Here is a 26,381-nt window from a genome sequence, read left to right on the forward strand (position 1 = left end):
TGTAAATGCGTGGTTTTGCAGATTTTGCTATTCACCCCTACTATGTTGCTAGGTGAGGACGCCTCTGCTACATCCGCGCTGATTTAGTCGCCCCGGACCGATCCGGGGCACAACACCCCCGGACGCACTGCCATTTGCGGCAGGGTTTCGGGGCAAAGATATCGGAAGGGTGGACGTGTCTGAATCAGCTTCGATTTCCTCCGGCATCGCCGAACGCTATGCGACAGCAGTGTTCGAGATTGCCAAGGAGAATAACGGGCTTGCCCAATTGGAAAGCAACCTCGATGAGCTTCACGGAGCCCTGAAAGAGAGCGCAGATTTGCGCGCGCTTATCACGTCGCCGATCTACGGTCGTGACGAACAGCGCCAGGCAATCGATGCGATCGCCAAGAAGGCGGGCCTGATGCAGGCCTTGCAAAACGCGCTGAGCCTGATGGCGTCCAAGCGCCGCCTTTTCGTGGTGCCTGCGATGATCGACCAGTTGCGCGCGATGATTGCCGTCGAAAAAGGCGAGGTGACCGCAGACGTTGTCTCGGCCACGGCGTTGACGCCTGCGCAGGCAGAAGAACTTTCCAAGACGCTCAAGGCCCAGGTGGGCAAGGACGTCAAGATTAATGCGACCGTCGATGAAAGCCTCATCGGCGGTCTTGTCGTCAAGGTGGGCTCGAAGATGATCGACACGTCGATCCGCTCCAAGCTCAATTCCCTCCAGAATGCAATGAAAGAGGTCGGATAAATGGGTATCCAAGCAGCCGAGATTTCTGCGATCCTAAAGGAGCAGATAAAGAACTTTGGTCAGGAGGCCGAAGTTGCTGAGGTGGGCCGCGTGCTGTCCGTCGGTGACGGTATCGCGCGAGTCTACGGTCTCGACAACGTCCAGGCGGGCGAGATGGTCGAGTTTCCCGGTGGTATCCAGGGCATGGCGCTGAACCTTGAATCCGACAACGTCGGTGTGGTTATTTTCGGTTCCGACCGGGACATCAAGGAAGGCGACACCGTCAAGCGCACCAACTCCATCGTGGACGTGCCCATCGGTGACGAGCTGCTGGGCCGCGTTGTTGACGGTCTGGGAAATCCGCTGGATGGCAAAGGCCCGATCAATGCGTCCAAGCGCGGCATTGCCGACGTCAAGGCACCCGGCATCATCCCGCGTAAATCGGTGCACGAGCCGATGGCGACGGGCATGAAGTCGATCGACGCGATGATCCCGATCGGCCGCGGCCAGCGCGAGTTGATCATTGGCGACCGTCAGACCGGCAAGACCGCTGTCGCACTTGACGCGATCCTGAACCAGAAGTCCTATAACGAAGCCGCAGGCGACGACGAGGGCAAGAAGCTTTACTGCGTTTATGTTGCCATCGGTCAGAAGCGCTCCACCGTTGCGCAGCTGGTCAAGAAGCTCGAAGAGACCGGCGCGATGGAATACTCCATCGTTGTTGCGGCCACCGCTTCCGATCCCGCGCCGATGCAGTTCCTCGCACCGTATTCCGCGACCGCGATGGCAGAGCATTTCCGCGACAACGGTCGCCACGCGCTGATCGTGTATGATGACCTTTCCAAACAGGCCGTGTCCTATCGCCAGATGTCGCTGCTTCTGCGCCGTCCGCCGGGCCGCGAAGCCTATCCTGGCGACGTTTTCTACCTTCACTCCCGTCTGCTCGAACGCTCGGCCAAACTGGGCGACGATCACGGCAACGGGTCGCTGACGGCGCTGCCGATCATCGAAACTCAGGGTGGCGACGTTTCGGCCTTTATTCCGACCAACGTGATCTCGATCACCGACGGTCAGATCTTCCTTGAAACCGAACTGTTCTACCAGGGCATCCGTCCTGCCGTGAACACCGGTCTGTCGGTTTCGCGGGTCGGGTCCTCGGCCCAGACGAACGCGATGAAATCTGTCGCGGGTCCGGTGAAACTGGAATTGGCGCAGTACCGCGAAATGGCGGCCTTTGCGCAGTTCGGTTCCGACCTTGACGCCGCAACCCAGCAATTGCTGAACCGCGGTGCGCGTCTGACCGAGCTGATGAAGCAGCCGCAGTATTCGCCGCTGACCAACGCGGAAATCGTCTGCGTGATCTTTGCAGGCACCAAAGGCTACCTCGACAAGATTGCCGTCAAGGACGTGGGTCGTTTCGAGCAGGGCCTGTTGCAGCATCTGCGCGGCAAGCATTCTGATCTGCTGGACTTCATCACCAACGAAGATCCCAAGATCAAAGGCGAAGCCGAAGACAAGATCCGCGCCGCACTGGACGAATACGCCGCAGACTTCGCATAAGAAGGAGATAGGCCCATGCCGAATCTCAAGGACCTGAAAAATAGGATCGCGTCGGTCAAATCGACCCGCAAGATCACCAAGGCGATGCAGATGGTTGCCGCGGCGAAACTGCGCCGCGCGCAGGACTCTGCCGAGGCTGCCCGCCCATATGCCGAGCGCTTCAACGAAGTGCTCGGGCAGTTGGCGGCGTCTGTTGCCGGGTCGGATTCCGCGCCGCGCTTGTTGCGCGGAACCGGCAGCGACGATGTTCACCTGCTGGTCGTCCTGACCGCAGAGCGTGGTCTTTGCGGTGGTTTCAACGCCAATATCGCAAAGCTTGCCAAACAGCATGCCACGGAATTGCTGTCCAAGGGCAAGACGGTGAAAATCATCACCGTTGGCAAGAAGGGGCGCGACAGTATGAGGCGCGACTTCGGCAAGCTGTTCATCGAGCATGTCGACATGAGCGACGTCAAGCGTGTGGGCTATGCCGACGCGCAGGGCATTGCCAAGAATGTCCTTTCGCGCTTTGACGAAGGTGAATTTGACGTGGCGACGATCTTCTATTCGGAGTTTGTCAACGTGGTTGCACAGACCCCGACCGCTCAGCAGATCATTCCGGCAAAATTTGACACCGCGGATGACGAAGGCGATGCAGCCGCCACCGTCTACGAATACGAGCCCAGCGAAGAGGCGATCCTTGCCGACTTGCTGCCGCGTGGTGTGGCGACCCAGATCTTTGCAGCTCTGCTTGAAAACGGCGCCAGCGAACAGGGCGCACGGATGTCCGCCATGGATAACGCAACCCGTAACGCAGGCGAGATGATCGACAAGCTGACGATCGAATATAACCGCTCTCGTCAGGCCGTCATCACCAACGAGCTTATCGAAATTATCTCGGGCGCTGAGGCGTTGTAATGCGTGCTCTCGCGTTTGAAAATTGGGCGAGTAAGCACGGTGGTCTGAAGGCGGAGTCAGCAAGATCCTATGTCAGCTATCTCACGTCGGTAGAATGCGATTATACGCTAGACCTCGACACCGAGTGGCAGCAAACACAGTTAAGGGAGGCCCGGATACGGCTCAGCAGTGACCGGACCTTGAACGAAAACACACGGCGCAACCGTATGTCTGCGCTTTCCAAATATGAAGATTTCTGTTCGGTCACGGACTGAAAATAACCGGAGACGAAACATGGCAAACGCAAAAGGCAAAATCACCCAGGTGATCGGCGCCGTTGTCGACGTGCAGTTCGGCGATCATCTGCCGCAGATCCTGAACGCATTGACCACCGACAACAACGGCAAGAAACTGGTTCTGGAAGTTGCACAGCACCTTGGTGAAAACACCGTCCGGACCATCGCGATGGACGCGACCGAAGGTCTGGTGCGCGGTCAGGAAGTGACTGACACCGACGGGCAGATCCAGATGCCTGTTGGCACCGGGACACTGGGCCGCATTCTGAACGTTACCGGTGATCCGGTTGACGAAAAGGGTCCGGTTGAATCCACCGGCACCCGCGCGATTCACGGCGAAGCACCGGCCTTTTCCGAGCAGTCGACCGAGACCGAGATCCTGGTGACAGGCATCAAGGTGATCGACCTGCTGGCCCCCTACACCAAGGGTGGTAAGATTGGTCTGTTCGGCGGTGCCGGCGTGGGCAAGACGGTTCTCATCATGGAACTGATCAACAACATCGCCAAAGTGCACTCTGGCCTGTCGGTTTTCGCCGGCGTGGGCGAGCGGACGCGTGAGGGCAACGACCTGTATCACGAGATGATCGAATCCGGCGTTATCGTGCCCGACAACCTGTCGGAATCGAAGATTTCGCTGGTTTACGGCCAGATGAACGAGCCTCCCGGTGCGCGTATGCGGATCGCCCTGTCGGGTCTGACCCTGGCCGAGCAGTTCCGTGACGAATCCGGTTCGGACGTTCTGTTCTTCGTCGACAACATCTTCCGCTTCACGCAGGCGGGTTCCGAGGTTTCGGCCCTGCTTGGTCGTATTCCTTCCGCTGTGGGCTATCAGCCGACACTGGCAACCGACATGGGCGCCATGCAGGAACGTATCGCATCGACCAAAGCCGGTTCGATTACATCGGTTCAGGCCGTTTACGTTCCCGCGGATGACCTTACCGACCCCGCGCCTGCAACTTCGTTTGCGCACCTCGACGCGACAACCGTTCTGTCGCGTGCGATCTCGGAACTCGGGATCTACCCGGCGGTTGACCCGCTCGATTCGACCTCGCGTCTGCTTGACCCGGCCGTGCTTGGCGAGGAGCATTACAAGGTGGCGACCGACGTTCAGCAGATCCTTCAGCGCTACAAATCGCTGCAAGACATCATCGCGATCCTCGGGATGGACGAGTTGAGCGAAGAGGACAAGCTGACCGTAGCCCGTGCGCGGAAACTTCAGCGCTTCCTGTCGCAGCCGTTCGACGTGGCGAAAGTGTTCACCGGCTCTGACGGTGTTCAGGTTCCGCTGGAAGAAACCATTGCGTCGTTCAAGGCCGTCGTTGCTGGTGAGTACGATCACCTTCCCGAAGGTGCGTTCTACATGGTTGGCGGCATCGACGAGGTGAAGGCCAAGGCAGAGCGCATGGCCGCAGACGCCGCCTAATCGCTAGAGCTTGCGGGGGGCTTGCCCCCCGCGCCTGACAGGAGGCCCAAATGGCTGAAACTATGCAATTCAATCTGGTAAGCCCGGAACGCAGCCTGATGTCGGGCCCCGTGCTATCGGTAGAGATTCCGGGCGCTGAAGGTGACCTGACGGCTCTGCCGAACCATGCACCGACGCTGACCACGCTGCGCCCCGGCATCTTGCGTGTCGAGACTGAAAAGGGTGCCGAAGAATACATCGTGACCGGCGGGTTTGCCGAACTGGGTGAGGGCGTGACCGTCCTGGCCGAGAAAGCGATGCATCGCACTGACGTTGACCAAGCCACATATGAGGCACTGGTTGACGAGGCGCACGAAGCCTATGGCAAGGCCAAGGAAGTGTTCAAGAACGAGCCTGGCCCGGTTGATGACGCGGTGAAACTGCTGCACGACATGGTCGCGATCGGCGGCAAGATCGGACTGTCGACGAAACAACCGTCGCTCTGACCCGCCGCAATAAACCATACAAAACAAGGGGCATCGCGAAAGCGGTGCCCCTTATTCTATGTGGCAATCGTGGCTGGAAGTTGCGGTTCCTGCCCGTGTTTCAGGGAATCGGCCTACAATGATCCCAGCAGTCAGCCCTTTGCCCGCCGCAAACACGCGAGGGCAAAGGGAAATCTTCCAGATCCGATCCTGATCGACCAGAGCGCCGTCTCAGGCGTAGTACATGCCCTCATAGATCGGCGTCAGGGTCTCTGTCTCGAACAGGGACGAAACCGAGGTGCCGTTCCAGATGTTCAGGATCGCCTGGGCAAACATCGGCGCGGTCGGGACGATGCGGATATTGGGTGCATTTTTGACCGGCTCGGGGGCGTGAATCGAATCCGTGACGACGAGGGATTTCATCACCGAATTGGTGATCCGCTCTACCGCCGGACCGGACAGCACGCCGTGGGTGATGTAGGAATGCACTTCGGTTGCGCCGTGCTCCATCAGCACTTCGGCCGCTTTGCACAACGTGCCGGCCGTGTCGCAAATATCATCCACGATGATGCATTTCTTGCCGCTGACATCGCCGATCACAGTCATTTCCGCGATTTCGCCCGGCTTTTCGCGGCGCTTGTCGACGATTGCCAGCGGCGCATTGATCCGCTTGGCCAATTCACGAGCCCGTGCCACACCACCAACATCCGGAGACACCACCATGACGTCGCCCAACTGGTCCTTGAACTGGTGGAGGATATCCAGTGCAAATATCGGGCTGGCATAGAGGTTGTCGACGGGAATGTCGAAGAACCCCTGAATCTGTGCCGCGTGCAGATCCATCGTCAAGACCCGCTCGATCCCGGATTCGACGATCATGTTCGCGACCAGCTTGGCAGAGATCGGCGTGCGGGCCTTGGATCTGCGATCCTGCCGCGCATAGCCAAAATACGGGATCACCGCCGTGATGCGCGCCGCACTCGACCTGCGCAACGCGTCCGACATGATCAACAGTTCCATCAGGTTGTCATTGGCGGGGTTCGATGTCGGCTGGATGATGAACATATCCTCGCCACGGACGTTCTCGTAGACTTCGACAAAGATTTCCTGATCGTTGAACCGTTCGACTCGTGCATCCACGAGGCCGATATTCATGCCACGGTGCATCGACATGCGCCGTGCGATTGAAGTGGCCAGTGGCAGGTTGGCATTGCCGGAAATAAGCTTGGGTTCGATGATCGAGGGCATGTGTCTGGAGGGCTCCGCGCAGATCTGTGACATGAGAATCGAGAGATTGCGCACCGCTTAACACGCGGTTACCGTGCCGCAAAGCTGCTCCGGCGTCAGAGGGACCAAATGGCTCATATCGATTACTTCTTCACCACGCTTTCGCCCTATTCCTATCTTGCAGGCTTGCGTCTGGAAGAGGTGGCGCAAAAACATGGGGCGACCATCACCTACAAACCGTTCGACCTGATCACGGCGTTCGGGCGGACGGGTGGCACGCCGCCGATGCAGCGGCACGTTTCGCGTCAGGAGTGGCGGGTACAGGAGATCGTTCGTCAGGCCAGGAAACTGGGCATGCCGCTGAACATCAAACCTGCGCATTGGCCAACCAATGCCGCGCCTTCCGGCTATGCCATCATCGCGGCGCAGAATGCGGGTGGTGGTGATCTGGGGGCATTGGTGCATTCGTTCCTGCGCGCCTGTTGGGCAGAGGACCGTGACATCGCACAGGATGACGTGATCCGCGACTGTCTGGAAAAAGCCGGGTTCGATCCGTCGCTCGCCGATGCGGGGTTGCTGACCGGGGCGGAAACCTATGCGGCCAACCTCGAAGAGGCGGTGAGCCGTGGTGTGTTTGGCGCACCGTTCTACATCACTGATACCGACCAGCGTTTCTGGGGGCAGGACCGGATTGGTGATCTGGACCTGCATCTGGCGGGGAAGCTTTAGCGTTCAGGCGTTTTCTTCTGACCGACCTTGGGTTCTGTCCCGGCGCGCAGCCGGACGATGTTGGCGCTGTGACGCAGAAACACCAGCCCGGTCAGGATGAGTGCCAGTACAAAGATGCGGAACGGGCCAAGGATCAAGACCCACAGGGCGGTGCTTGCCGCGGCGGTCAAAGCGCCTGCTGAGGATATGCGCGTCGCGGCGAATGCGGCGGCCCATGTCGCACAGCAGGCCAGCCCGACTGGCCAGGCGAGCGCCAGCATCAGGCCGAGGAATGTCGCCACGCCCTTGCCGCCGCGAAAGCCCAGCCATACCGGCCAGCAATGACCGACAAAGGCGGCAAGCCCTGCGATCTGGGCCGCATCTTCACCCGCCAGCAAGCGGGCAATCAGCACCGCAACCGCGCCTTTCGCGCCATCCAGCAGCAATGTCGCAAGCGCCGCGCCCTTGTTGCCGGTGCGCAGCACGTTGGTCGCGCCGATATTGCCAGAGCCGATTTCGCGCAGATTGCCAAGGTTCATGGCGCGGGTGATGACCATGCCAAACGGCACAGACCCCAGAAGATAGCCGATGACCGCCCAAGCCACGAGAATCGCGGATGAATGTTCGATGACTGGCATCACTCTCTCCCGTAGACCTGTTGCCCGCTGACATAGGTTGCCAGAATCCGACCTTGCATCCTTTGACCGTCAAAGGGCGTGTTGCGCGACTTGGATCGCAACGTGTAGCGGTCCATGATGAATGGTGTGTCGGGGTCGAACAGCACCAGATCGGCGGGTGCGCCTTTGCTCAGTCGACCACAGGGCAGCCCCAACCGTTTTGCCGGGTTAAGCGACAGCGCGCGGAACAGTGCGGGCAGGTCAAGGTGACCTGCATGGACAAGGCGCAGCGCGGCAGGCAGCAGCGTTTCCAACCCGACCGCGCCAGAGGCAGCCTCTTCATAAGGCAGGCGTTTGCTTTCTTCGTCCTGAGGGGTGTGCATAGAACTCAGCGTATCAATCAGGCCGGATGCCAGCGCCTCGACCACGGCCAGCCGGTCATCTTCAGACCGCAATGGCGGCTTCAGCTTGAAGAAGGTACGGTAGTCGGCCACGTCCAACTCGTTCAGCGTCAGATGGTGAATCGACGCGCCGGCGGTGATGTCCAACCCATTTTTCCGCGCCCGTTCCAGGGCGGGCAGGGCGCGGGCGGTGGTGATCTGGTCGGCGTGATAGCGCGCCCCGGTCATTTCCAGCAGGGCAATATCACGGTCTATCCCCATGCGCTCGGCCATCGGTGAAACCGCTGGCAACCCGCGCAGTGACGCGAATTTGCCGGATGTCACCGCAGCACCTGCGGATAGTGTTGGTTCCTGCGGGTGGCCCACGACAAGCGCCCCAAGGCTGCGCGCATAGGTCAACGCCCGCGACAGCACCTTGGTGTCGCGCACCACATGGTCACAATCGGAAAACGCCACCGCACCAGCATCCAGCAGGAACCCGATTTCGGTCATTTCGCGGCCCTGACGGCCTTTGGTCAGCGCGGCCATCGGCAGGACGTGGACGGGCGCGGCCTCGTTGGCGCGGCGGCGGATGAATTCCAGCGTCTCGGGCGTGTCGATCGCGGGCAGAGTGTCTGGCCGAGTGATGATCGTGGTCACACCGCCCGCCGCAGCCGCCAATCCGGCAGAGCCAAAGCTCTCCTTGTGGCGTTCGCCCGGTTCGCAAACCTTGACACCCAGATCGACAATGCCGGGAGCCAAGCATTTTCCGCCGCAGTCGAGGGTCTGCGCGGCGCGCGCCTTGGCACCCTCGATTTCGGAAACATCGGTCAGGACGGCGCTGATTTTTGCCCCGTCGAGCAGCACGGCACCAAGGCAGTCTGTCCCGGCTTCCGGATCAATCAGCCGGGCATTGCACAGAAGTGTTGTCATATCCTGCATTCCAACCAAGAATTGGGCCGGTCGGCATCACGATCCGCAGTCATTCGCCAGCTCCTGAAACGCCCAGCACAATGGCGACGAGCACGGCAACCGCCATCAGCACAAGTGTGAGCTTCAAGACCATCGGCAGGGCGGGTTTGACCGGTTCGGCGGCCTCGTCGGCGGTGACCTGACCTACAGCGGATTCGACATGAAGTTGCTCCATCGTCCCGCGCGCGGGTTCCTGGCGAAGCGTCGCGACCCATCTCAGCGGCGCGCGTGGTTCGACCGTCACCGCTGTGCCGGCGAATGCCTTGGAACTGACGATCAGCACGCTGTCGCGGATCGCGTCCAGACGCGCGCGCAGCGGTGCGACCTCGGCCTCGGCGATGCCATAGCCTTCGGTCAGCAACCCGCCAAGACCCACTTCATCAAGGTCGTCCGGATTGACCACATCCATGTAGCTGCGATCCATGCCGGTAAATGGTTCGCCTTCGGACGTGGGGTTGAGCGCCGTGATCGGCCCCCATGTTCCTTCGCTATCATCCAGAAAGGTCTGTCGCTGCCCTTCCTCCGGCAGGTCGATCAGGAATACGCGGACAACCTCTGCCTCATGCGCGGGAATGTCGAAACGGTCACTCATGCCATTACCTCTTGCGGGGTGGCGCGCAGATTGCGGGCCAGTATGTCCATTGCGGCCATGCGCACCGCCACGCCCATTTCGACCTGTTCCTGAATGACCGAACGGTTGATGTCGTCGGCGATGGTGCCGTCAATCTCGACCCCGCGATTCATCGGGCCCGGATGCATGACAATAGCGTCCGGTTTGGCATGGGCCAGTTTTTGGGCGTCCAGCCCGTAGCGGTGGTAATATTCGCGCTCCGACGGGATGAAACCGCCATCCATGCGCTCTTTCTGAAGGCGCAGCATCATCACGACGTCGACGTCTTGCAGGCCTTCGGCCATGTCCTGATAGACCTCTACACCGAACTCCGCGATGCCTGCGGGCATCAGCGTGGGCGGGCCGATCAGTTTTACCCGGTTTTCCATCTTGCCCAGCAGCAGAATGTTTGACCGTGCAACGCGGCTATGGGCAATATCGCCGCAGATGGCCACGCTCAGCCGGTGCAACCGGCCCTTGGCGCGCCGGATGGTCAGCGCGTCCAACAGCGCTTGCGTCGGGTGTTCATGGCGTCCGTCACCCGCATTCAGAACCGCGCAGTTGACCTTTTGCGCCAGCAGATCCACCGCGCCCGAATGCGGATGGCGCACCACCAGAAGGTCGGGATGCATGGCGTTCAGCGTCAGCGCTGTGTCGATCAGCGTTTCGCCCTTCTTGATGGACGACGCCTGCATGGACATGTTCATCACATCTGCGCCAAGCCGCATCCCCGCCAGCTCAAAACTCGCCTGCGTCCGGGTGGAATTTTCGAAGAACATGTTGATCTGGGTCAGACCCGCCAGCGCGTCGTCATGTTTTGCGTGGCCGCGATTAAGGTCGACATACCGCTCTGCCAAGTCGAGGATCATGGTGATCTCATGCGGGGCGAGCGGTTCTATTCCCAGGAGATGCTTGTGTGAAAAGCGCATGGGCGGGCTCCCTGCCGTAACTGTGGCGCTTATAGGAAGTGGGGCACCGGGCGGCAAGGGCTGCATCGAGCCGGTGCCGCACCTTCCCCCCGCGCGAACACGGCAGTAGGGTGAGCGCATGGATTCGGCGATGGATTGGCATAGAGCGCGGGCACTGCTGGAATGGCAGGTCGAACTGGGCGCGACAGACGCGGTGGGCGACACGCCGGTCAACCGCTATGAGGTTGCCGCGACCCCAAAGGCTGAGGTTGCGAAGCCAAACGTTGCCGCAGGCCCCGTGGGCGTTCCCGCGACGCCGCGGGTTGACGCTGTGGCAGAAGCGCGATCTGCCGCAGGCGCTGCCGATAGCCTGGACGCGTTGCGCGCAGCCATGGACGCGTTCCCGCATTGCGAGCTGAAACTGGGCGCGCGCCAGCTGGTGTTTTCAGACGGGGTCCCCGGCGCACGGGTGATGATCGTCGGGGAGTCACCCGGGCGCGATGAAGATTTGCAGGGCAAACCTTTTGTCGGACGGGCCGGACAGTTGCTGGATAGGATGGTGGGCGCGATCGGCTTGGACCGTGGCGCTGCTCAGGTCGCAGACGCGGTTTATATCACCAACGTCATCCCGTGGCGGCCACCGCGTAATCGAGACCCGGAGGCCGAAGAGATTGCGATGATGCTACCGTTTCTGGAGCGGCACATCGCGCTGGCGCAACCCCAGGTTCTGGTCGCGGTGGGCAATATCTCGTGTCAGGCACTGCTGGGACGGCGTGGCATTACCCGCTTGCGGGGGGGCTGGGCCGAGGCATTCGGCAAACCGGTAATGCCGATGTTTCACCCCGCTTACCTGTTGCGCAACCCGGCTGCCAAACGCGAGACATGGGCTGATCTGCTAGAGGTGAATGCTCGGCTGAAGGGGCGGACATGAGTAAGATTGACGAAGACAAACCATTTGTGCCGGTGCGAATCGCCGTGCTGACCGTCAGCGACAGCAGGGCGCTTGCCGACGACAGGTCCGGCGACGCCTTGGTGGCGCGGATTGAAGCGGCCGGGCACGCCTTGGCCTACCGTAAGATCATCCGCGATGAGCGAGACGCGATTGCCGCACAGCTGCGTGAGTGGTGCGCTGATCCGGAGGTGGATGTCGTAATTTCGACCGGTGGTACGGGGTTGACGGGACGCGACGTGACTGTGGAGGCGCATCGCGACGTCTATGAAAAAGAGATCGAGGCGTTCGGGACCGTGTTCACCATCGTCTCGATGAAGAAGATCGGGACGAGTGCCGTGCAAAGCCGCGCCACGGGAGGCGTTGCACAGGGCACCTATCTTTTCGCCCTGCCGGGGAGCCCGGGGGCCTGCAAGGATGCTTGGGACGAGATCCTGGTATTCCAGCTCGATTATCGTCACCGGCCCTGCAACTTTGTCGAGATCATGCCCCGCTTGGATGAACATCTGCGGCGGAAGTAGCTTTAGGCTGCCCCGGATGATCTGGTGAGAACAGCATTTTCCAGTTGAGAGGTGGGGACCGAGGGGCCAGCCCCTCGCGCTCCCCGGAGTATTTGTGCCGATGAGAATGGCCAATGAGCATGTCGTGGCAGAATTACGATAGAAAAACGCCGTGGTCCGGAGACTTTGTGACGGAAATGCCTGGTTGACGCGTAACAGTCTTGTGGCTTGGCATGGTATCCGGGCCGGGTAGACTTGGGCAGTGGTGGCGCAGCCATCCGTTTGGAGTATGTGGCGGCGATGCGATTTCTGAGAAAAAGCCTGACTGGCTTGTTCCTACTGGCTTTGACACTGGGTTTTCTGGTCTATGCAGGTCAGACCGTGCGTGAGGCGGTCGAGGATCGTGTAGGACGCGCGCCGCGCGCGGTTGAGGCGCGGGAGCGGATTTTTGCGGTAAATGTGGTTGTGGCGGAAGAGGAAACGCTTTCGCCTGTTCTGCAATCCTATGGCGAGGTTCAGAGCCGTCGGACTTTGGAAATACGGGCTGCTGCCAGCGGGGCGCTTCACGAACTGGACCCAGCCTTTGTCGAGGGCGGGCGTGTCGAGGCCGGGCAATTGCTGGCGCGGATTGATCCCGCAGATGCGCAGGCGGCGGTCGATCGGGTCAAGAGCGATATTCTGGATGCCGAGGCCGAAGGGCGCGAGGCGGCACGAGCGTTGGTTCTGGCGCGTGACGAGCAGGCCGCTGCCGAAGAGCAGGCAGAACTGCGCAACCGCGCTGCTGCGCGACAACAGGATTTGGTGGAGCGTGGGGTTGGCACGGCCGCGGCAGTGGAAGAGGCCGAGCTAACAGCCTCGTCTGCGCGGCAGGCGGTGTTGGCGCGACGCCAGGCGGTGGCGCAGGCAAAGGCCCGCGTTGATCAGGCAGCTACCACTTTGGCGCGCACCGAGATTGCCCTGGCGGAGGCCGAGCGGCGGCTGGCAGATACCGAAGTGCGGGCCGGGTTCTCAGGGATGTTAAGCGCTGTCAGCGTCGTCGAAGGGCGACTTGTCTCGATCAATGAACAGGTGGCTGAGTTGCTTGATCCTGACTCGTTGGAGGTGGCATTCCGGGTTTCGACGCAGCAATACGCGCGCCTGTTGGACGATGCGGGCCGTTTGCGGGATGCGCCGGTGACAGTGACGCTGGACCTTTTCGGTACAAACCTGACGGCGCAGGGCATGCTGAACCGGGAGGGGGCGTCCGTGGGCGAGGGACAGACCGGCCGGTTGCTATTTGCGCGTCTGGAGGAGGCTGCCGGTTTCAAACCCGGCGATTTTGTCACTGTTGAAATTGTCGAGCCGCCGCTGGAACGCATCGCGCGCCTTCCTGCCTCGGCCCTGAATGCCGGGTCGGAAGTGCTGGTTCTGGATCAGGACGCGCGGTTGACGAGCCTGCCGGTCAGTTTGCTGCGGCGTCAGGGCGACGAGGTGCTGGTGCGGGGCGAAGGGCTGGCTGGACGCAGCGTTGTGGCAGAACGGACACCTTTGCTGGGGGCCGGGATCAAGGTGCGGACGCTACAGCCGGGTGGTGTGACCCCTCCCGCGGAGCCGGAACTTTTGGAATTGACCGAAGATCGCCGGGCGCGGCTGGTGGCCTTTGTCGAGGCCAACAAACGGATGCCTGCCGAAGCCAAGGCGCAGCTTTTGTCGCTGCTTGAAGAGACCAGAGTGCCCGCCGCAACGGTGCAGCGCCTTGAATCGCGGATCGGAGGATAGGGCGTATGCGAGCCATTCCAGACGGTGCCGGTGGTATCCTGTCCTATTTCACCCGCCACCGGACCATGGCGAACCTGCTGTTGGTGTTGCTGATTGCGGCAGGCTTGATGGCATTGCCACGCATGCGGGCGCAGTTCTTCCCGGATGTGGTTCTTGATAGTGTCTCGGTCTCTGTTCGCTGGGACGGGGCCGGCGCGTCCGATGTGGACGGGGCCATCGTGCAGCTTCTGGAACCTGCTCTGATGGCGGTTGAGGGGGTCGAGAGCAGTGACTCCACCTCGCGGGAAGGATCCGCCAGCGTCCGGCTGGAGTTTGAACCCGGTTGGGACATGAGCCGCGCGGCGGACGATGTGCAGTCTGCCGTCGATGCCGTCAGCACGCTGCCCGAGGATGCCGATGATCCCGAAGTGCGTCGCGGAACATGGCGCGACAGGGTCACGGATCTTGTGATCACCGGGCCTGTGGGTGTCGATCAACTGGGACGGTTCGCGGACGAGCTGGTCGCGCACCTGTTCACCCAAGGCGTTACCCGCACGACGATTCGCGGTCTGGCCGCACCCGAAACAGTGATAGAGGTGCCAAGCGCCAACCTGATCGCCCATGACGTGACAATGGCCGAGATTGCCGCCGCAATTGCCGAGGAGGTCGATGCCGACCCCGCAGGCGATGTAGGCGGGGCCAATGCGCGGGTGCGCACCGGGGTGGAAAAGCGCTCTGCCGATCAGATCGCGGACATCATCTTGCGGTCAAATCCCGGCGGGTCGAACCTGACCGTCGGGGATGTGGCGCTGATCCGCGTAGAGGGGATCGACCGACAACGCAGCTATTTCGTGGGTGAAAATCCGGCTCTGTCCGTCCGTGTTGACCGGTCCGACAAGGGGGATGCGATCGGCATCCAGCGCACTGTTGAAGCGGTGGCGCGCGACATGCAGGCGACCCTGCCAGCAGGGGTCAGCATCGACCTGATCCGCACCCGTGCCGAGGCGATCACGGGGCGCTTGAAAATACTGCTCTACAATGGCGCGACGGGCTTGGGGCTGGTGCTGCTTTTGCTGTTTTTGTTCCTGAACGCGCGGACCGCGTTTTGGGTGGCGCTGGGCATTCCCACCTCGATGCTGGCGGCGATTGCGCTGATGTTCCTGTTCGGGATCACCATCAACATGATCTCGCTATTCGCGCTGATTATTACGCTGGGCATCGTGGTGGACGACGCGATTGTCGTGGGCGAACATGCCGACCATCTGTCACGCCAGAACATGACACCGGTTGAGGCGGCTGAAACTGCCGCGCGCCGGATGGCTTTGCCGGTGTTTTCGGCCACGCTGACCACCGTGATTGCCTTTTTCGGGCTGGTGGCGGTGGGCGGGCGCTTTGGCGATCTGATCTCTGACATTCCGTTTACGGTGATTGTTGTGCTGCTGGCGTCACTGGTGGAATGTTTTCTGATCCTGCCCAACCATATGAGCCACGCTCTGGCGCATTCCGCCAAAGAGCATTGGTATGACCTGCCTTCACGGGTGGTAAACCGGGGTTTTCGCTGGGTGCGTGAAAACCTGTTCCGGCAACTGATCGCAGGTGTCGTCAAGGCCCGCTATGTGGTGTTTGCGATGACGATTGCGCTGCTGGCAAGCCAGGTGGCCTTGCTGGTGCGCGGCGATGTGCAATGGCGGTTCTTCAACTCGCCCGAGCAGGCCTCTGTCACCGGAAATTTCGCCATGGCACCGGGGGCGACGCGCGCCGACACGCTGGAAATGATGCGCGAGATGCAACGCGCGACCGAGGCATTGGCCAAAGATTACGAGGAGCGTTACGGTCTTAACCCATTGGATTATGTCATCGCAGAGATTGGTGGGAATGCCGGGCGCGGATTGTCTGGCACCGACACAAAGGATGCCGATCAACTGGGCGGCATTTCCATTGAACTGATCGAGGCTGACTTGCGCCCCTATTCGTCCTTCGCCTTTGTCGGAGAACTTCAGGACGCCGTACAAATGCACCCGCTGGCCGAGACGGTCAGCTTTCGCGGCGGGCGGTCCGGGCCGGGCGGTGATGCATTGGATGTGCAGTTTTCCGGTGCCAGCGCAGAGACGCTGAAACAGGCCTCTGAGGCGCTGAAATCTGCGCTACTGCAATTTCCCGAGGTTTCGGCGGTCGAGGACAATCTGGCCTATGACAAGGAAGAGCTGATCCTGGAGCTGACGGCACAGGGGCAGGCGCTTGGCTTCACCATCGACGCGTTGGGCCGCGTGCTGCGCAACCGTCTGGGCGGGATCGAGGCCGCGACCTATCCGGACGGGCCGCGCAGTGCGGCGATCCGGGTGGAATTGCCGGATGGTGAATTGACGGCGGATTTTCTGGAACGCACCCGGATGCGCACGCCCGCAGGCGAATATGTGCCGCTTGCCGATATTGTCAGTGTGACGCGCAGCACGGGATTTTCCACCGTAAGGCGCGAGAACGGCGTACGGTTGATCTCGGTCACTGGCGATATATCCGAGGATGATCCGGCGCGCGCGGAAGAGATCAGTCTGTTGCTGGAGCAGGACATCCTGCCCAAGATTGCGGCGGAACAGCAGGTTGAATGGCATTTGTCCGGCCTGTCCGAACAGGAAGACCGGTTCCTGAATGATGCGCGGACCGGGCTGATTCTTGTGCTGTTGGGCATCTATGTCGTGCTGGCCTGGGTTTTTGCCAGTTGGACCCGGCCACTGGTGGTCATGGCGATCATACCATTTGGCCTTGTCGGTACGATTTACGGCCATGCGTTATGGGATGTGCCGCTGAGCATGTTCTCGGTCGTGGGTCTGCTGGGGATGACAGGTATCATCATCAACGATTCCATCGTGCTGGTGACGACGATTGACGAATACGCCGAAGATCGTGGCCTAGTGCCCTCGATCATTGACGGCGCGGCGGACAGATTGCGCCCGGTGATGCTGACCACGGCGACGACTGTGCTGGGACTGGCGCCGTTGCTTTATGAACGCTCTGCCGATGCGCAATTTCTGAAACCCACGGTGATCACGTTGGTCTACGGGCTAGGGTTCGGCATGCTGCTGGTGCTTTTGGTCGTGCCCTCGCTGATCGCGATGCAGCATGACGTGTCGCGGCAAATGGCGGCGCTGAAGACCGCGCTGCGCTTTCGCCGCTCTGACGTGCGACTGGGCATAGGCGCGGCGCTGCTGGCGGTGCTTTGTTGGCTGGTGGCGACGCTGGGCTATGTCGTGCTGACCGGCGCGCTGCTGCCCGTGTTTCTTGCCGCGCTGCCGATGCTGGCAGGGGTTGCACCGCTGACGACCGCGCTTGCACTGTTTGTCGCGGGCAGCGCCGCATTGGTGCTGTCGATCTATGTGCTAAGCGTCGTTGTCTGGATACTGTCTCGCCCAGACCGCAGACGGGTTGTTTGACTGGAATTGGCAGCGACTGTGCGGATCAGGGCGCGGGGCAGCCCTGTATGTCCACCGCCCTCTTGCTGCCAAGCACCGTGATCCGGATGCCGTCGCGTTTCAGGGCAAAGGCCTTGCCGTCCACATGCATGATTTCAGTGCGCGCAACCAAAGTACCTGCCTGCCGTTCGGATTGCGCCTCGGCCACCCAGAGATAGGGGTTGGCGGTCTCTACCACTGCAACCTCGGTTCCTCCGGCGCGGGGCATATCGATGCGCGCGGTTATGGTCAGACCATCACGGGACGGTGCAAGTTCGCAACTCACACGGCCCACGCCAGCCTCCGCCGAGGTCAGCGGCACATTCGCCATCGCGGCTGAAATGCGCGGGTCGGGGCGTGCGTTCTTGGCGGACAGATCGGCGCGAAAGCGCAGCTCTTCCGGGATGCAGATGTCCTTGCAGATGCCGATCTGGACGCGGCCATTCAGGGCAATGTCATCGCTTGTCGTGGAAATGCGCAGGGGCAAGATTACCTCTTTGGCGTAGCCGATGGACTGCATCCCCTGCTGATCAAAGACATGCGGCACCGGCCACATGACTTGAACACCGGACACGCCTTGCGAGCCTTGCCAGCCAAAGACGGGCGGAATGCCCGCATCGCCCGGCGCGCGCCAGTAGGTTTTCCACCCCGGCGACATGACCAGCCGAAGGGCGGCGATGTGATCGCCAGAGGCCAATCGCCAACCCGGCAACAGTTCTGCCCGGATCGGCGAGGACGAGCCTGCGGCCTGCAAGGCGGTGCCAAGAAGGCCAAAGCTCAGTACCGCGGCGGTTATCATGTGACGTATCATTCATCCGAGATGGGCCATGCTGCCTGAAATGCCAAGTCACTTTCCGGCGAGGCGCATATGAGCGCAGCCCTTGAACCTGCGGATGCGCGGGGCCATTGTCAGAAGGCACCAACCGGGGAGTGCTGACCGAAATGACCGAAACCACCGACCTTACCGGCAAGCTGTTGATCGCCATGCCGGGCATGGGCGACCCGAGGTTTGACCACTCAGTCGTGTTTCTGTGTGCGCATTCCGATGAGGGCGCGATGGGGTTGATCCTGAACAAGCCGACGCCAGATGTCACAATGGAGGCGCTGCTGGATCAATTGTCGATCGAGACATCGGGCGATCACATGAAACAGCCTGTGCGTTTCGGTGGTCCGGTGGAGCAGGGACGCGGCTTTGTCCTGCATTCGGACGAATACGAATCCGTGGTCTCGACGCTGAAGGTTCCCGGTGGTTTTGCAATGACCGCGACCTTGGATATTCTCGAAGATATCGGCTCCGGGAAGGGGCCAGAGCGTCAATTGATGCTGCTGGGCTATGCCGGATGGGGGCCGGGGCAGCTCGAATCCGAGATTGTCGAGAATGGCTGGCTGACCTGCGATGCCTCCAAGGCATTGGTTTTTGACATACCCGACACGGAAAAATGGGAAGCGGCGCTGGAAACTTTGGGCGTGGCCGCACTGGCATTGTCGCCGGATGCCGGGCGAGCCTAGATAAGCCTCAGCATTGTTGTTTTCTGTCGGCTGTGGGGGGGGCATTGACTGCACCTCAGATGACCTCAGTGATGCGTTGCGCCACGAAAGACCACAGAACGTCGCGTGCAATCGGTCGGGCAAAGCCGATCAGTCGCGTGGCGCAGCGGCGCGGCTCAGCCGATCATTGATTGCCGTGCCCAGCCCGTGCATTGGGATCGGCGAAACGGCGATGGGCCGACCGGACGCATCTAGTGTACGGAGGTGGCTAAAAAGATTGGCCGCAGCCTCTGTCAGATCGCCCGAGGGCGACAGGTTGAGATCGGCCGCCACCTTCCCGAACCCAAGCGTTGCTTCGCCGTCGCGCCAGTCAGTCGCGTTCAGCCGAACGGTTGCGGAAGGCGCATAATGCGACCGAAGCTGTCCGGGGGCAGAGATCGCGTCGGCACCGTCGCGCATGCCCAGCGGATGACCAAGCGCCTGTTCCAGCGCCTCGGCCGGGATGCCGCCCGGACGTAAAAGACTGACAGTATCCGTTGCGTCAACGATGCTCGATTCGACACCCACAGGGCAGGGCCCACCATCAAGGATCGCCGCGACGCGCGGGCCAAGGCTTTGCGCCACATGGTCGGGGGTGGTCGGGCTTATCTGGCCAGAGCGGTTGGCCGAGGGTGCCGCAATCGGGCCGCCAAATTCGCGCAGCAGCTTTTGCGCCAATGGATGCGCAGGGACGCGCACCGCAACGGTGGGCAGCCCGGCAGAGACCAGCGGCGCGATGCCACTGTCCGCGCGCAGTGGCAGGACCAGTGTCAGCGCGCCGGGCCAGAAGGCCGAGGCGAGCAGATCGGCGGTTTGCGTCCAGTGCACATAGGTACGGGCGGCATCCACATCCGGTACATGCACGATCAGCGGATTGAAGCTCGGTCGGCCCTTTGCCTCGTAAATGCGCGCGACGGCGCGATCATTTCGCGCATCGGCCCCAAGCCCGTAGACGGTTTCCGTAGGCAGAGCGACCAGCGCGCCTTGCCGCAACAGCCTTGCTGCCTCGGTGATGCCAGACTGATCGGCGGAAAGACGCGATGGATGGGACATGGTTTGTGACGCCGCGTTTCGGGTTGATGCTGCCGCGCGCTTGCTTAGGCTGCGCAGCAAAGGTTCCCGTGCATACAACTCTGCACGGTTGTTGCCAAGTTTGTCTCATAGCCCGATTATACCGACGCAGAATTCTGGAGGCCCCATGCCCTATCGCGCGCCCTTGTCTGACTATCGTTTCCTTTTTGATCAGGTGTTGGACTTGACGCAGGTCACTGCGACAGAACGATTTGCCGAAGCAACCCCGGACATGATCGAAGCGATCCTGACCGAAGCCGGGCGGATGTGCGAAGAGATTCTCGCGCCGCTTCAACGCAATGGCGATCTGACGCCGGCAAAGCTGGAAAACGGCGTTGTGCGTACTTCGCCGGGGTTTGCGGACGGGTATCGGGCCATTGCAGATGGTGGATGGGTTTCGATGGGGGCCGATCCGGAACATGGCGGCATGGGGTTGCCGATGGCTCTGGTCTCGGCGGTCAATGAAATGATGGGGGCGGCCTGCCTGTCCTTGCAGTTGAACCCGTTGATGACACAGGGCCAGATCGAAGCGTTGGAGCATCACGCCAGCGATGCGATCAAAGAGACCTATCTGCCCAAGCTGATCTCGGGCGAGTGGTGCGGCACGATGAACCTGACTGAGCCACAGGCCGGGTCGGATGTCGGCGCGCTCAGCACCAAGGCGGTGGCCAATGGGGATGGCAGCTATGCCGTCACCGGCCAGAAGATCTATATCAGCTGGGGCGACAATGATTTTACCGGCAATGTCTGCCATCTGGTGCTTGCGCGCCTGCCTGACGCGGCCCCCGGAACCAAGGGGATCAGCCTGTTTCTGGTGCCTAAATACCTGCCGGATGAAGAGGGCAATCCGGGCCGCACCAACGACCTCAAGGTCGTCAGTCTGGAGCACAAGATGGGCCTGCACGGATCGCCCACCGCGGTGATGCAATATGACGGCGCGACAGGCTGGCTGATCGGTGAAGAGAATGACGGCATGCGCGCGATGTTCACGATGATGAACAATGCGCGGCTGGGTGTCGGCATTCAGGGGCTGAGCGTGGCCGAGGGTGCCTATCAGCATGCGCTGGCCTATGCGCAGGAACGCAAGCAGGGCCGGGTGCCGGTCAGCGACGGCACGGGCACCATCATTGATCACGCCGATGTGCGGCGGATGCTGATGACGATGAAGGCGGATATTTTCGCGGTGCGCGCCATCGCGCTGGCCTGTGCTGTCGCCATCGACATGAAGACAGCGACCGGCGATGCCGAATGGGGTGCGCGCGCTGCCCTGCTGACGCCGATCGTCAAGGCGTTCGGCACCGATACGGGCATCGCCGTGGCAGAGATGGGCGTGCAAGTGCATGGCGGTATGGGCTACATCGAGGAAACCGGAGCCGCTCAATACTCCCGCGATGTGCGCGTCACCGCGATCTACGAGGGCACCAATGGCATTCAGGCGATGGACCTTGTCGGGCGCAAGCTGATGGATGGCGGCGAGGCCGCTTTCCGCCTGATGGACGAGATCGAGGCCGTGGCCGAACGCACGCGCGGCACGCTGTCCGATCTTGCCGAACCCGTGTGGGAAGCGGCAGAGACCCTGCGCGAGACCATTGAATGGATGGTGGCGCAGAAGGATATGAACAACCGCTTTGCAGGCTCGGTGCCGTTTCTAAAGGGCTTTGCCCGTGTCTTGGGCGCGCATTTCCATCTTCTGGCCGCGGAGGCCGAAGGCGGCGACGGCCCGCGCAGCGGCCTGGCCCGATTCTATATCAAACGGATGTTGCCGGAATATGCAGGTGCGCTGACGCATGCCCGCGAGGGTGCCGACGGGGTATACGCCCTGGGTATCGAAGAGTTGGTATCATGATGGATGGTGGCACGGAGGTGATCGGTTACCCATGGGCAGACCCACCCTCAGGCGATCAGGCGATCGAGGTGGCACCGGGCGTGTTGTGGATGCGCCTGCCGCTGCCGATGAAACTTGACCACGTCAATGTCTATGCGCTGGACGAGGGCGACAGCTGGACCCTGGTCGATACCGGGTTTTCGTCGAAGAAAACCCGCGCGCTGTGGCAGGGTTTGCTGGATGGCCCGTTGGCGGGCAAGCCCGTTGGACGTGTCATTGTCACGCATCACCACCCGGATCATGTGGGGCTTGCCGGGTGGTTCCAGACCGAACACGGGGCAGAGCTGATTGCGACGCGCACCGCCTGGCTGTTCGCGCGTATGTTGCAACTGGACGAACAGGCGCGCCCCGCCAGTGAAACGCTGGCCTACTATCGCCGGGCAGGCATGGGCGCAAAGGACATTGCGCGCCGGGCCGAGGAACGACCGTTCAACTTCTCGGATGTCGTCTATCCGATGCCGCTGGGGTTTACCCGGATCAAGCAGGGCGACGTGATTCGCGCAGGCGGGCGCGATTGGGACGTACATATCGGCAATGGCCACGCGCCCGAGCATGCAACGCTTTGGAGCCGCGATGACAATCTGGTGATCGCGGGCGATCAGATCCTGCCCTCCATCAGTTCCAACCTCGGGGTCTATGCGACGGAACCCAAGGCCGATCCGGTAGGTGACTGGCTGGAGGCGTGTGAACGCCTGTCGCAGCTCGCGCGTCCCGATCACCTTGTTCTGGGCGGGCATAAGCTGCCTTTCACGGGTCTGCCGACGCGCATGCGACAGTTGATCGACAACCATCACGGTGCGCTGAAGCGCCTTCTGGTGGAGTTGGAAACGCCAAAAGCGGCTACCGATTGCTTCCCGGTCCTGTTCAAACGCCAGATTGGCGACGCGGAATTCGGCCTCGCCATGGTTGAGGCTGTGGCACATTTGAACCATCTTCATCGTCAGGGGCTGGTGACTCAGTCAACACGCAGCGATGGAGCGATGGTATATTGCCGCAGGACAAGCAAACAGAACGAGGGATGATCGAAACCTCGGCGGAATATGCCGAAAACGATGCCCTGCCACGCCGCCACGAAGTGCATACCAATGGCGAGGAAGGATGCTCTGGCGCCGCCGATCTTCCCCAGGCGGTGCAACGCAAACCGTTGAAGCACAAAAGCCAGGCCGAATGGGCCTATGAGCGGCTGGTGCTGTATATCCAAAGCTTCGAGGAGCAGCTGGACAACGAACATGAGGTCGCCATGGGGCTGGCCGGCGGGCAGGTCGGCGTGCTGCGAATCGAGGGCATGGGCTTTTTCGATCCTGACATTCTGACCTTCTATGGCAGCGAGCCGGGGGGCAAACGGACCCAGTTGATCCAGCATGTCAGCCAGTTGAACGTGATGCTACGCGCCGTGCCGAAAGAGCCTGAACAGGCCAATGCGCAACGTATCGGCTTTCGTCTGGTGCAGGAACTGGACAAGGCCTAGGGCGGCTTGTGCGACATGCGCGGCCTTGACGTGGTGACAGATATTTTCAAATGAAGTATGAGGCTGGAAATTGCTTAGCGAAGGGCGGAACTGACATGGCTGAACACAAGCATGGCTCGATGGATATCGGAGCACAGGAAAAGACGTTTGCGGGATTTATCCGCTTCGCCACGAACGCGGTCATCGTGGTCATCGTGATGCTGATTCTGGTGGCTTTGATTAACGGTTAACGATTGGCGCAGCCCCTTGGCGGGTGCGTTGCTAAAGGGGTTTGCGATGCGTTTCTATACGGTGATTCTGGTCGTCATGGCGTCCGTGCTGCTATCGGCTTGCGGCGCGCACCAGGCGGGCAATGCGCCGCCCGAGGTCGTATCGCAGGCGCGGTACGTTCACAGCGGACCACCGGCGCTGACGCTTTTCACCATGGTCAACAATCGTACCGGCGCGGGCGGGCATTCAAGCCTGATGATCAACGGCTCGCAACGGGTAATCTTTGACCCCGCGGGCTCCGTGCGCCATGAAACGGTGCCCGAACGCGATGACGTCCTGTACGGGATCACGCCGGGCGTTGCGGATTTCTACACCCGTGCCCATGCCCGCGCGACGCATCATGTTGTCGTACAGCGGATCGTCGTGTCGCCGGAAGTGGCGGAACGCGCGCTGCAACTCGCAATATCCAACGGATCCGTCGGTCAGGCGCAATGCGCGCTGAGTGTGTCTGCTATCCTGCGGCAGCTGCCGGGCTTTCAGGGCGTGAAATCGACTTGGTTCCCGGTGAAGCTGAGCGAGAGCTTTGGGCAGGTTCCCGGCGTTGTCACCGAACGGTTCTACGAATATGACGACGAGGACAAAAGCGTGGCCTTGCGCGCCTATGATCCGCAAATAGTCGCGGCTCAGAACCAGTAAAGCATGGCGAACAGGACGAGCGCACCGGCACCCATCGATGCAAAGACGTTGCGCGTAAGAATGCCCGCGGCCAGCGCCGCAAGAGCCGCAAGTCCGCGCGGCGCGTCAAGCGTGCCGCCGGTCGCCTCCGGCCAGACGACAAGCGGAGCCACCAAGGCGGGAAAAATCGACACGGCCGTATAGCGCAGGTGGCGCAAGGCCCATTCGGGCAGGGGGCGTCGCCCGACAAGTCCCATGAAGACGAATCGCATCGCATAGCTGCCAAGGCCAAGCCCAGCAATCACCACCCATAATTGCCAACGATCAATCATGGCGTGATCCTTTCGCGTTGCATCAGTTCAACTCGGGCGCCGGTCAGCATCCCGCCCAGCCCCGCCACCAGCAACCCGGTGCCGTAGGGCAACCATGTCAGGCTAAGTGCCAGAACCACGGCGACAAAGGCAGCGGCCATATGGGCGGCGGTCCGCATCATCGGGCCTGCCATGGCAATGAAGGCGATGGGCAGTGCGAAATCCAGCGCATAGGCCTCGGGGATCTGGGTGCCGAGTGCGGCACCGATCAGCGTACTGGCAAACCAGCCGATCATCACCGGTGCGGCAGTTCCGAAGAAATACGCCACCTTCAGCGGCATCGGCATGGAGGGCTGTGCATCGTAGCGCGTGGCAGTTAGCGCATAGACCGGATCGACCAGCATATAGGCGGCGGCCAGACGGGCCTTTAGCGGTGCCCCACCCAGATGCGGGGCAAGGCCCGCCGAATACATCACCAGCCGCAGGTTGACCGCCAGCGCAGAAGCCAGAACCACGATGGTCGGGGCATTATCAAGCATCAGTTGCAGGGCCGTGAACTGTGCCGCACCTGCCACAACGACAAGGCTGAAAGACAGAATCTCCAGCAGGTTCAAGCCGCCCTCGGTTGCCAAGACACCGAACAGCACACCAAAGGGCGCGCTGACCAGAACGAACGGCAGGCCGTCGACAACGCCGCGCCAGAAGGTGGCATTTTCGGTGGGTAGGGTCATGGGGATGTCGTCCGGAATGAACTCTTCCCGGATGTCCTAGTCAAACCGGGGCAGAGTTGCAAATGTGCGGAAGCTCTTGTCAGCGACGCCGCGTCAGTCGAACGTGCCTGCGACACGCCCCAGCAACATGAAGGCGCGTGCGGTGCGGGTGTTGGCAAGCTCCGATATATCGGCATCGCTGGCGTCGGTCTCGAAGCTGGCGAAATTGCGGTCAAACAGCCGCAGGAAATGATGCGCGGCGTCGCGGAAGATCGGATCCTGCTTCATCCGCCCCGCGGCCAGCGCCAGCGAGGACCGGTCACGAATACCGCCCAGCGTCGCAATGGTGCGGCCCCGCTCTCCGGTGGCGAAGCGGCGCCAGATTTCGGTGCGGGCCATGTCAGGAGGCAGATCATCCATATAAATGCCATCCTGCGACAGCAGGGTCAGCACGTCCTGTGCCGCCTGAATCAATTGCGCCGTGGCGCGGTCTTTCAGGGCGCGACGTAGCGCGGCAAAGCCTTCCTCATCCTCGGCCGTGTCGGGGAAATTCAGCGCGCGGATCATGTCGACCTTGGGCAAGGGCGGTGCCAGTGCCTCGGCTGGGGTGCCAAGCGCCAACATGCCCTGTTCGTCGGCCTGCGGTGCAGAAGACGGGGCCGTTGGTGTAGGGCCAGATGTCGCGCGGGGCATTTCGCGCGATGATGTGAACATCGCCAGCGCCGAGTCGGTCTTGCGTTGGGCGGCGGCGATCTCATCCAGCTTTTTGGCGATACTGGCGGAACCAGTGTCTCCCTTGCCTTGGGTTTGCGCCACATGGGCCTGTCGCATGGCGTCGGTCGCAGCCTGTATCCGGCGGCTTTCGTCGCGCATCACGCGCGACGATTTCACGGTTATCGCGGCCACCCAGACCATTGCGACAGGCAGAAACACGGACATCAACGACAGCAATACGCGCAACCCGCCAAAGCTGTCATCGTCTGATGATCCGAACAGAAAAAACGCTCCGGCCACAAGTAACCACAGCGCCGAAAGCGCGATTGCAGCGATCTCTATCCCCGTTATCCCTTTGGCGCGGGGCCGGTCATAGATGCCCAACGGTGTCGGGCGGCTGTCAGGAACGTTGGCCATATCCG

Annotated in this window: 26 protein-coding genes; 16 read left to right on the top strand and 10 right to left on the bottom strand. The window is 61.3% G+C overall.

Annotated features, from left to right (window positions below; translation table 11 throughout):
* Positions 1 to 169 precede the first annotated feature (169 nt).
* The 5 genes from ACN0WV_RS05965 (at position 170) to ACN0WV_RS05985 (ending at position 5,355) form a co-directional block, all read left to right on the top strand.
* Positions 170 to 736, top strand: a complete 567-nt coding sequence (locus ACN0WV_RS05965) for a F0F1 ATP synthase subunit delta (RefSeq protein ID WP_084351837.1) — start codon at positions 170 to 172, stop codon at positions 734 to 736.
* Positions 737 to 2,275, top strand: a complete 1,539-nt coding sequence (gene atpA, locus ACN0WV_RS05970; protein ID WP_084351839.1) for a F0F1 ATP synthase subunit alpha — start codon at positions 737 to 739, stop codon at positions 2,273 to 2,275. It abuts the gene before it with no gap.
* A gap of 15 nt (positions 2,276 to 2,290) precedes the next feature.
* Positions 2,291 to 3,172 (top strand): F0F1 ATP synthase subunit gamma, encoded by an 882-nt coding sequence (locus tag ACN0WV_RS05975; protein WP_084351841.1) that lies wholly within the window; start codon positions 2,291 to 2,293, stop codon positions 3,170 to 3,172.
* Between the two features lie 273 nt (positions 3,173 to 3,445).
* Complete coding sequence (gene atpD, locus ACN0WV_RS05980; protein WP_084351844.1) at positions 3,446 to 4,870, top strand: F0F1 ATP synthase subunit beta; 1,425 nt, start codon at positions 3,446 to 3,448, stop codon at positions 4,868 to 4,870.
* Positions 4,871 to 4,920: 50 nt separating this feature from the next.
* Positions 4,921 to 5,355: a F0F1 ATP synthase subunit epsilon gene (locus ACN0WV_RS05985; RefSeq protein ID WP_084351846.1), complete on the top strand. Its 435-nt coding sequence runs from the start codon at positions 4,921 to 4,923 to the stop codon at positions 5,353 to 5,355.
* Between the two features lie 210 nt (positions 5,356 to 5,565).
* On the opposite strand, the gene ACN0WV_RS05990 is transcribed toward ACN0WV_RS05985, so the two are convergent.
* Positions 5,566 to 6,582 (bottom strand): ribose-phosphate pyrophosphokinase, encoded by a 1,017-nt coding sequence (locus ACN0WV_RS05990; RefSeq protein ID WP_417604310.1) that lies wholly within the window; start codon positions 6,580 to 6,582, stop codon positions 5,566 to 5,568.
* 108 nt (positions 6,583 to 6,690) lie between these two features.
* On the opposite strand from ACN0WV_RS05990, the gene ACN0WV_RS05995 reads away from it, so the two are divergent.
* The gene (locus ACN0WV_RS05995) at positions 6,691 to 7,290 is read left to right on the top strand and encodes a 2-hydroxychromene-2-carboxylate isomerase (RefSeq protein WP_417604312.1); all 600 of its coding nucleotides are present in this window, start codon (positions 6,691 to 6,693) and stop codon (positions 7,288 to 7,290) included.
* Here ACN0WV_RS05995 and plsY read toward each other — a convergent pair.
* Genes plsY through ACN0WV_RS06015 form a run of 4 tightly spaced genes read right to left on the bottom strand, consistent with a single transcriptional unit; the run spans position 7,287 to position 10,777 of the window.
* Entirely contained in the window at positions 7,287 to 7,907 is a 621-nt protein-coding gene (plsY, locus tag ACN0WV_RS06000; protein WP_417604314.1) for a glycerol-3-phosphate 1-O-acyltransferase PlsY, read from the bottom strand. The genes ACN0WV_RS05995 and plsY overlap by 4 nt on opposite strands.
* Positions 7,907 to 9,199: a dihydroorotase gene (gene pyrC / locus ACN0WV_RS06005; protein ID WP_417604316.1), complete on the bottom strand. Its 1,293-nt coding sequence runs from the start codon at positions 9,197 to 9,199 to the stop codon at positions 7,907 to 7,909. Before pyrC ends, plsY begins: the two co-directional genes overlap by 1 nt.
* Before the next feature lie 49 nt (positions 9,200 to 9,248).
* A complete protein-coding gene (locus ACN0WV_RS06010) occupies positions 9,249 to 9,830 on the bottom strand; it encodes a hypothetical protein (protein ID WP_417604318.1) in 582 nt (193 codons plus the stop codon).
* Positions 9,827 to 10,777, bottom strand: coding sequence for an aspartate carbamoyltransferase catalytic subunit (locus tag ACN0WV_RS06015; protein ID WP_417604320.1), 951 nt, complete (start codon positions 10,775 to 10,777; stop codon positions 9,827 to 9,829). The genes ACN0WV_RS06010 and ACN0WV_RS06015 overlap by 4 nt, the downstream gene beginning before the upstream one ends.
* A gap of 118 nt (positions 10,778 to 10,895) precedes the next feature.
* On the opposite strand from ACN0WV_RS06015, the gene ACN0WV_RS06020 reads away from it, so the two are divergent.
* From ACN0WV_RS06020 to ACN0WV_RS06035, 4 genes are all read left to right on the top strand, one after another.
* A complete protein-coding gene (locus tag ACN0WV_RS06020) occupies positions 10,896 to 11,687 on the top strand; it encodes a uracil-DNA glycosylase (protein ID WP_417604322.1) in 792 nt (263 codons plus the stop codon).
* Positions 11,684 to 12,226, top strand: a complete 543-nt coding sequence (moaB, locus tag ACN0WV_RS06025) for a molybdenum cofactor biosynthesis protein B (protein WP_417604324.1) — start codon at positions 11,684 to 11,686, stop codon at positions 12,224 to 12,226. Before ACN0WV_RS06020 ends, moaB begins: the two co-directional genes overlap by 4 nt.
* Positions 12,227 to 12,505: 279 nt before the next feature.
* The gene (locus tag ACN0WV_RS06030; protein WP_417604326.1) at positions 12,506 to 13,963 is read left to right on the top strand and encodes an efflux RND transporter periplasmic adaptor subunit; all 1,458 of its coding nucleotides are present in this window, start codon (positions 12,506 to 12,508) and stop codon (positions 13,961 to 13,963) included.
* Between the two features lie 5 nt (positions 13,964 to 13,968).
* Complete coding sequence (locus tag ACN0WV_RS06035; RefSeq protein ID WP_417604328.1) at positions 13,969 to 17,370, top strand: efflux RND transporter permease subunit; 3,402 nt, start codon at positions 13,969 to 13,971, stop codon at positions 17,368 to 17,370.
* Between the two features lie 25 nt (positions 17,371 to 17,395).
* Here the strand turns inward: ACN0WV_RS06035 and ACN0WV_RS06040 are convergent, their stop codons facing one another.
* On the bottom strand, positions 17,396 to 18,187 hold the full coding sequence (locus ACN0WV_RS06040; protein ID WP_417604329.1) for a protein-disulfide reductase DsbD domain-containing protein: 792 nt from the start codon (positions 18,185 to 18,187) through the stop codon (positions 17,396 to 17,398).
* Positions 18,188 to 18,330: 143 nt separating this feature from the next.
* Here ACN0WV_RS06040 and ACN0WV_RS06045 point away from each other — a divergent pair, with 143 nt between their 5' ends.
* Positions 18,331 to 18,897 (top strand): YqgE/AlgH family protein, encoded by a 567-nt coding sequence (locus ACN0WV_RS06045; protein WP_417604331.1) that lies wholly within the window; start codon positions 18,331 to 18,333, stop codon positions 18,895 to 18,897.
* 129 nt (positions 18,898 to 19,026) lie between these two features.
* On the opposite strand, the gene ACN0WV_RS06050 is transcribed toward ACN0WV_RS06045, so the two are convergent.
* Positions 19,027 to 19,968, bottom strand: a complete 942-nt coding sequence (locus ACN0WV_RS06050) for an L-threonylcarbamoyladenylate synthase (RefSeq protein ID WP_417604332.1) — start codon at positions 19,966 to 19,968, stop codon at positions 19,027 to 19,029.
* Between the two features lie 145 nt (positions 19,969 to 20,113).
* Here ACN0WV_RS06050 and ACN0WV_RS06055 point away from each other — a divergent pair, with 145 nt between their 5' ends.
* The 5 genes from ACN0WV_RS06055 (at position 20,114) to ACN0WV_RS06075 (ending at position 24,245) form a co-directional block, all read left to right on the top strand.
* Positions 20,114 to 21,832, top strand: coding sequence for an acyl-CoA dehydrogenase (locus tag ACN0WV_RS06055; RefSeq protein WP_417604334.1), 1,719 nt, complete (start codon positions 20,114 to 20,116; stop codon positions 21,830 to 21,832).
* On the top strand, positions 21,832 to 22,893 hold the full coding sequence (locus ACN0WV_RS06060; RefSeq protein ID WP_143514520.1) for an MBL fold metallo-hydrolase: 1,062 nt from the start codon (positions 21,832 to 21,834) through the stop codon (positions 22,891 to 22,893). The genes ACN0WV_RS06055 and ACN0WV_RS06060 overlap by 1 nt, the downstream gene beginning before the upstream one ends.
* Positions 22,890 to 23,339 carry a DUF6173 family protein gene (locus ACN0WV_RS06065; protein ID WP_417604336.1) on the top strand — a complete coding sequence of 150 codons (450 nt, stop codon included), beginning with the start codon at positions 22,890 to 22,892 and terminating at the stop codon, positions 23,337 to 23,339. Before ACN0WV_RS06060 ends, ACN0WV_RS06065 begins: the two co-directional genes overlap by 4 nt.
* 95 nt (positions 23,340 to 23,434) lie before the next feature.
* On the top strand, positions 23,435 to 23,569 hold the full coding sequence (locus tag ACN0WV_RS06070; RefSeq protein ID WP_417604338.1) for an aa3-type cytochrome c oxidase subunit IV: 135 nt from the start codon (positions 23,435 to 23,437) through the stop codon (positions 23,567 to 23,569).
* A gap of 46 nt (positions 23,570 to 23,615) precedes the next feature.
* Positions 23,616 to 24,245: a hypothetical protein gene (locus ACN0WV_RS06075; protein ID WP_417604339.1), complete on the top strand. Its 630-nt coding sequence runs from the start codon at positions 23,616 to 23,618 to the stop codon at positions 24,243 to 24,245.
* Here ACN0WV_RS06075 and ACN0WV_RS06080 read toward each other — a convergent pair.
* The 3 genes from ACN0WV_RS06080 to ACN0WV_RS06090 all read right to left on the bottom strand — a co-directional run bounded on the left by ACN0WV_RS06080 (position 24,233) and on the right by ACN0WV_RS06090 (position 26,376).
* Positions 24,233 to 24,556: an AzlD domain-containing protein gene (locus ACN0WV_RS06080; protein ID WP_084351882.1), complete on the bottom strand. Its 324-nt coding sequence runs from the start codon at positions 24,554 to 24,556 to the stop codon at positions 24,233 to 24,235. The genes ACN0WV_RS06075 and ACN0WV_RS06080 overlap by 13 nt on opposite strands.
* Positions 24,553 to 25,266, bottom strand: coding sequence for an AzlC family ABC transporter permease (locus ACN0WV_RS06085; RefSeq protein WP_417604341.1), 714 nt, complete (start codon positions 25,264 to 25,266; stop codon positions 24,553 to 24,555). Before ACN0WV_RS06085 ends, ACN0WV_RS06080 begins: the two co-directional genes overlap by 4 nt.
* 93 nt (positions 25,267 to 25,359) lie before the next feature.
* Positions 25,360 to 26,376, bottom strand: a complete 1,017-nt coding sequence (locus ACN0WV_RS06090) for a hypothetical protein (protein WP_417604343.1) — start codon at positions 26,374 to 26,376, stop codon at positions 25,360 to 25,362.
* Between the last annotated feature and the right edge of the window lie 5 nt (positions 26,377 to 26,381).

This window comes from Primorskyibacter flagellatus (assembly GCF_048268605.1).
GTDB lineage: Bacteria > Pseudomonadota > Alphaproteobacteria > Rhodobacterales > Rhodobacteraceae > Primorskyibacter > Primorskyibacter flagellatus.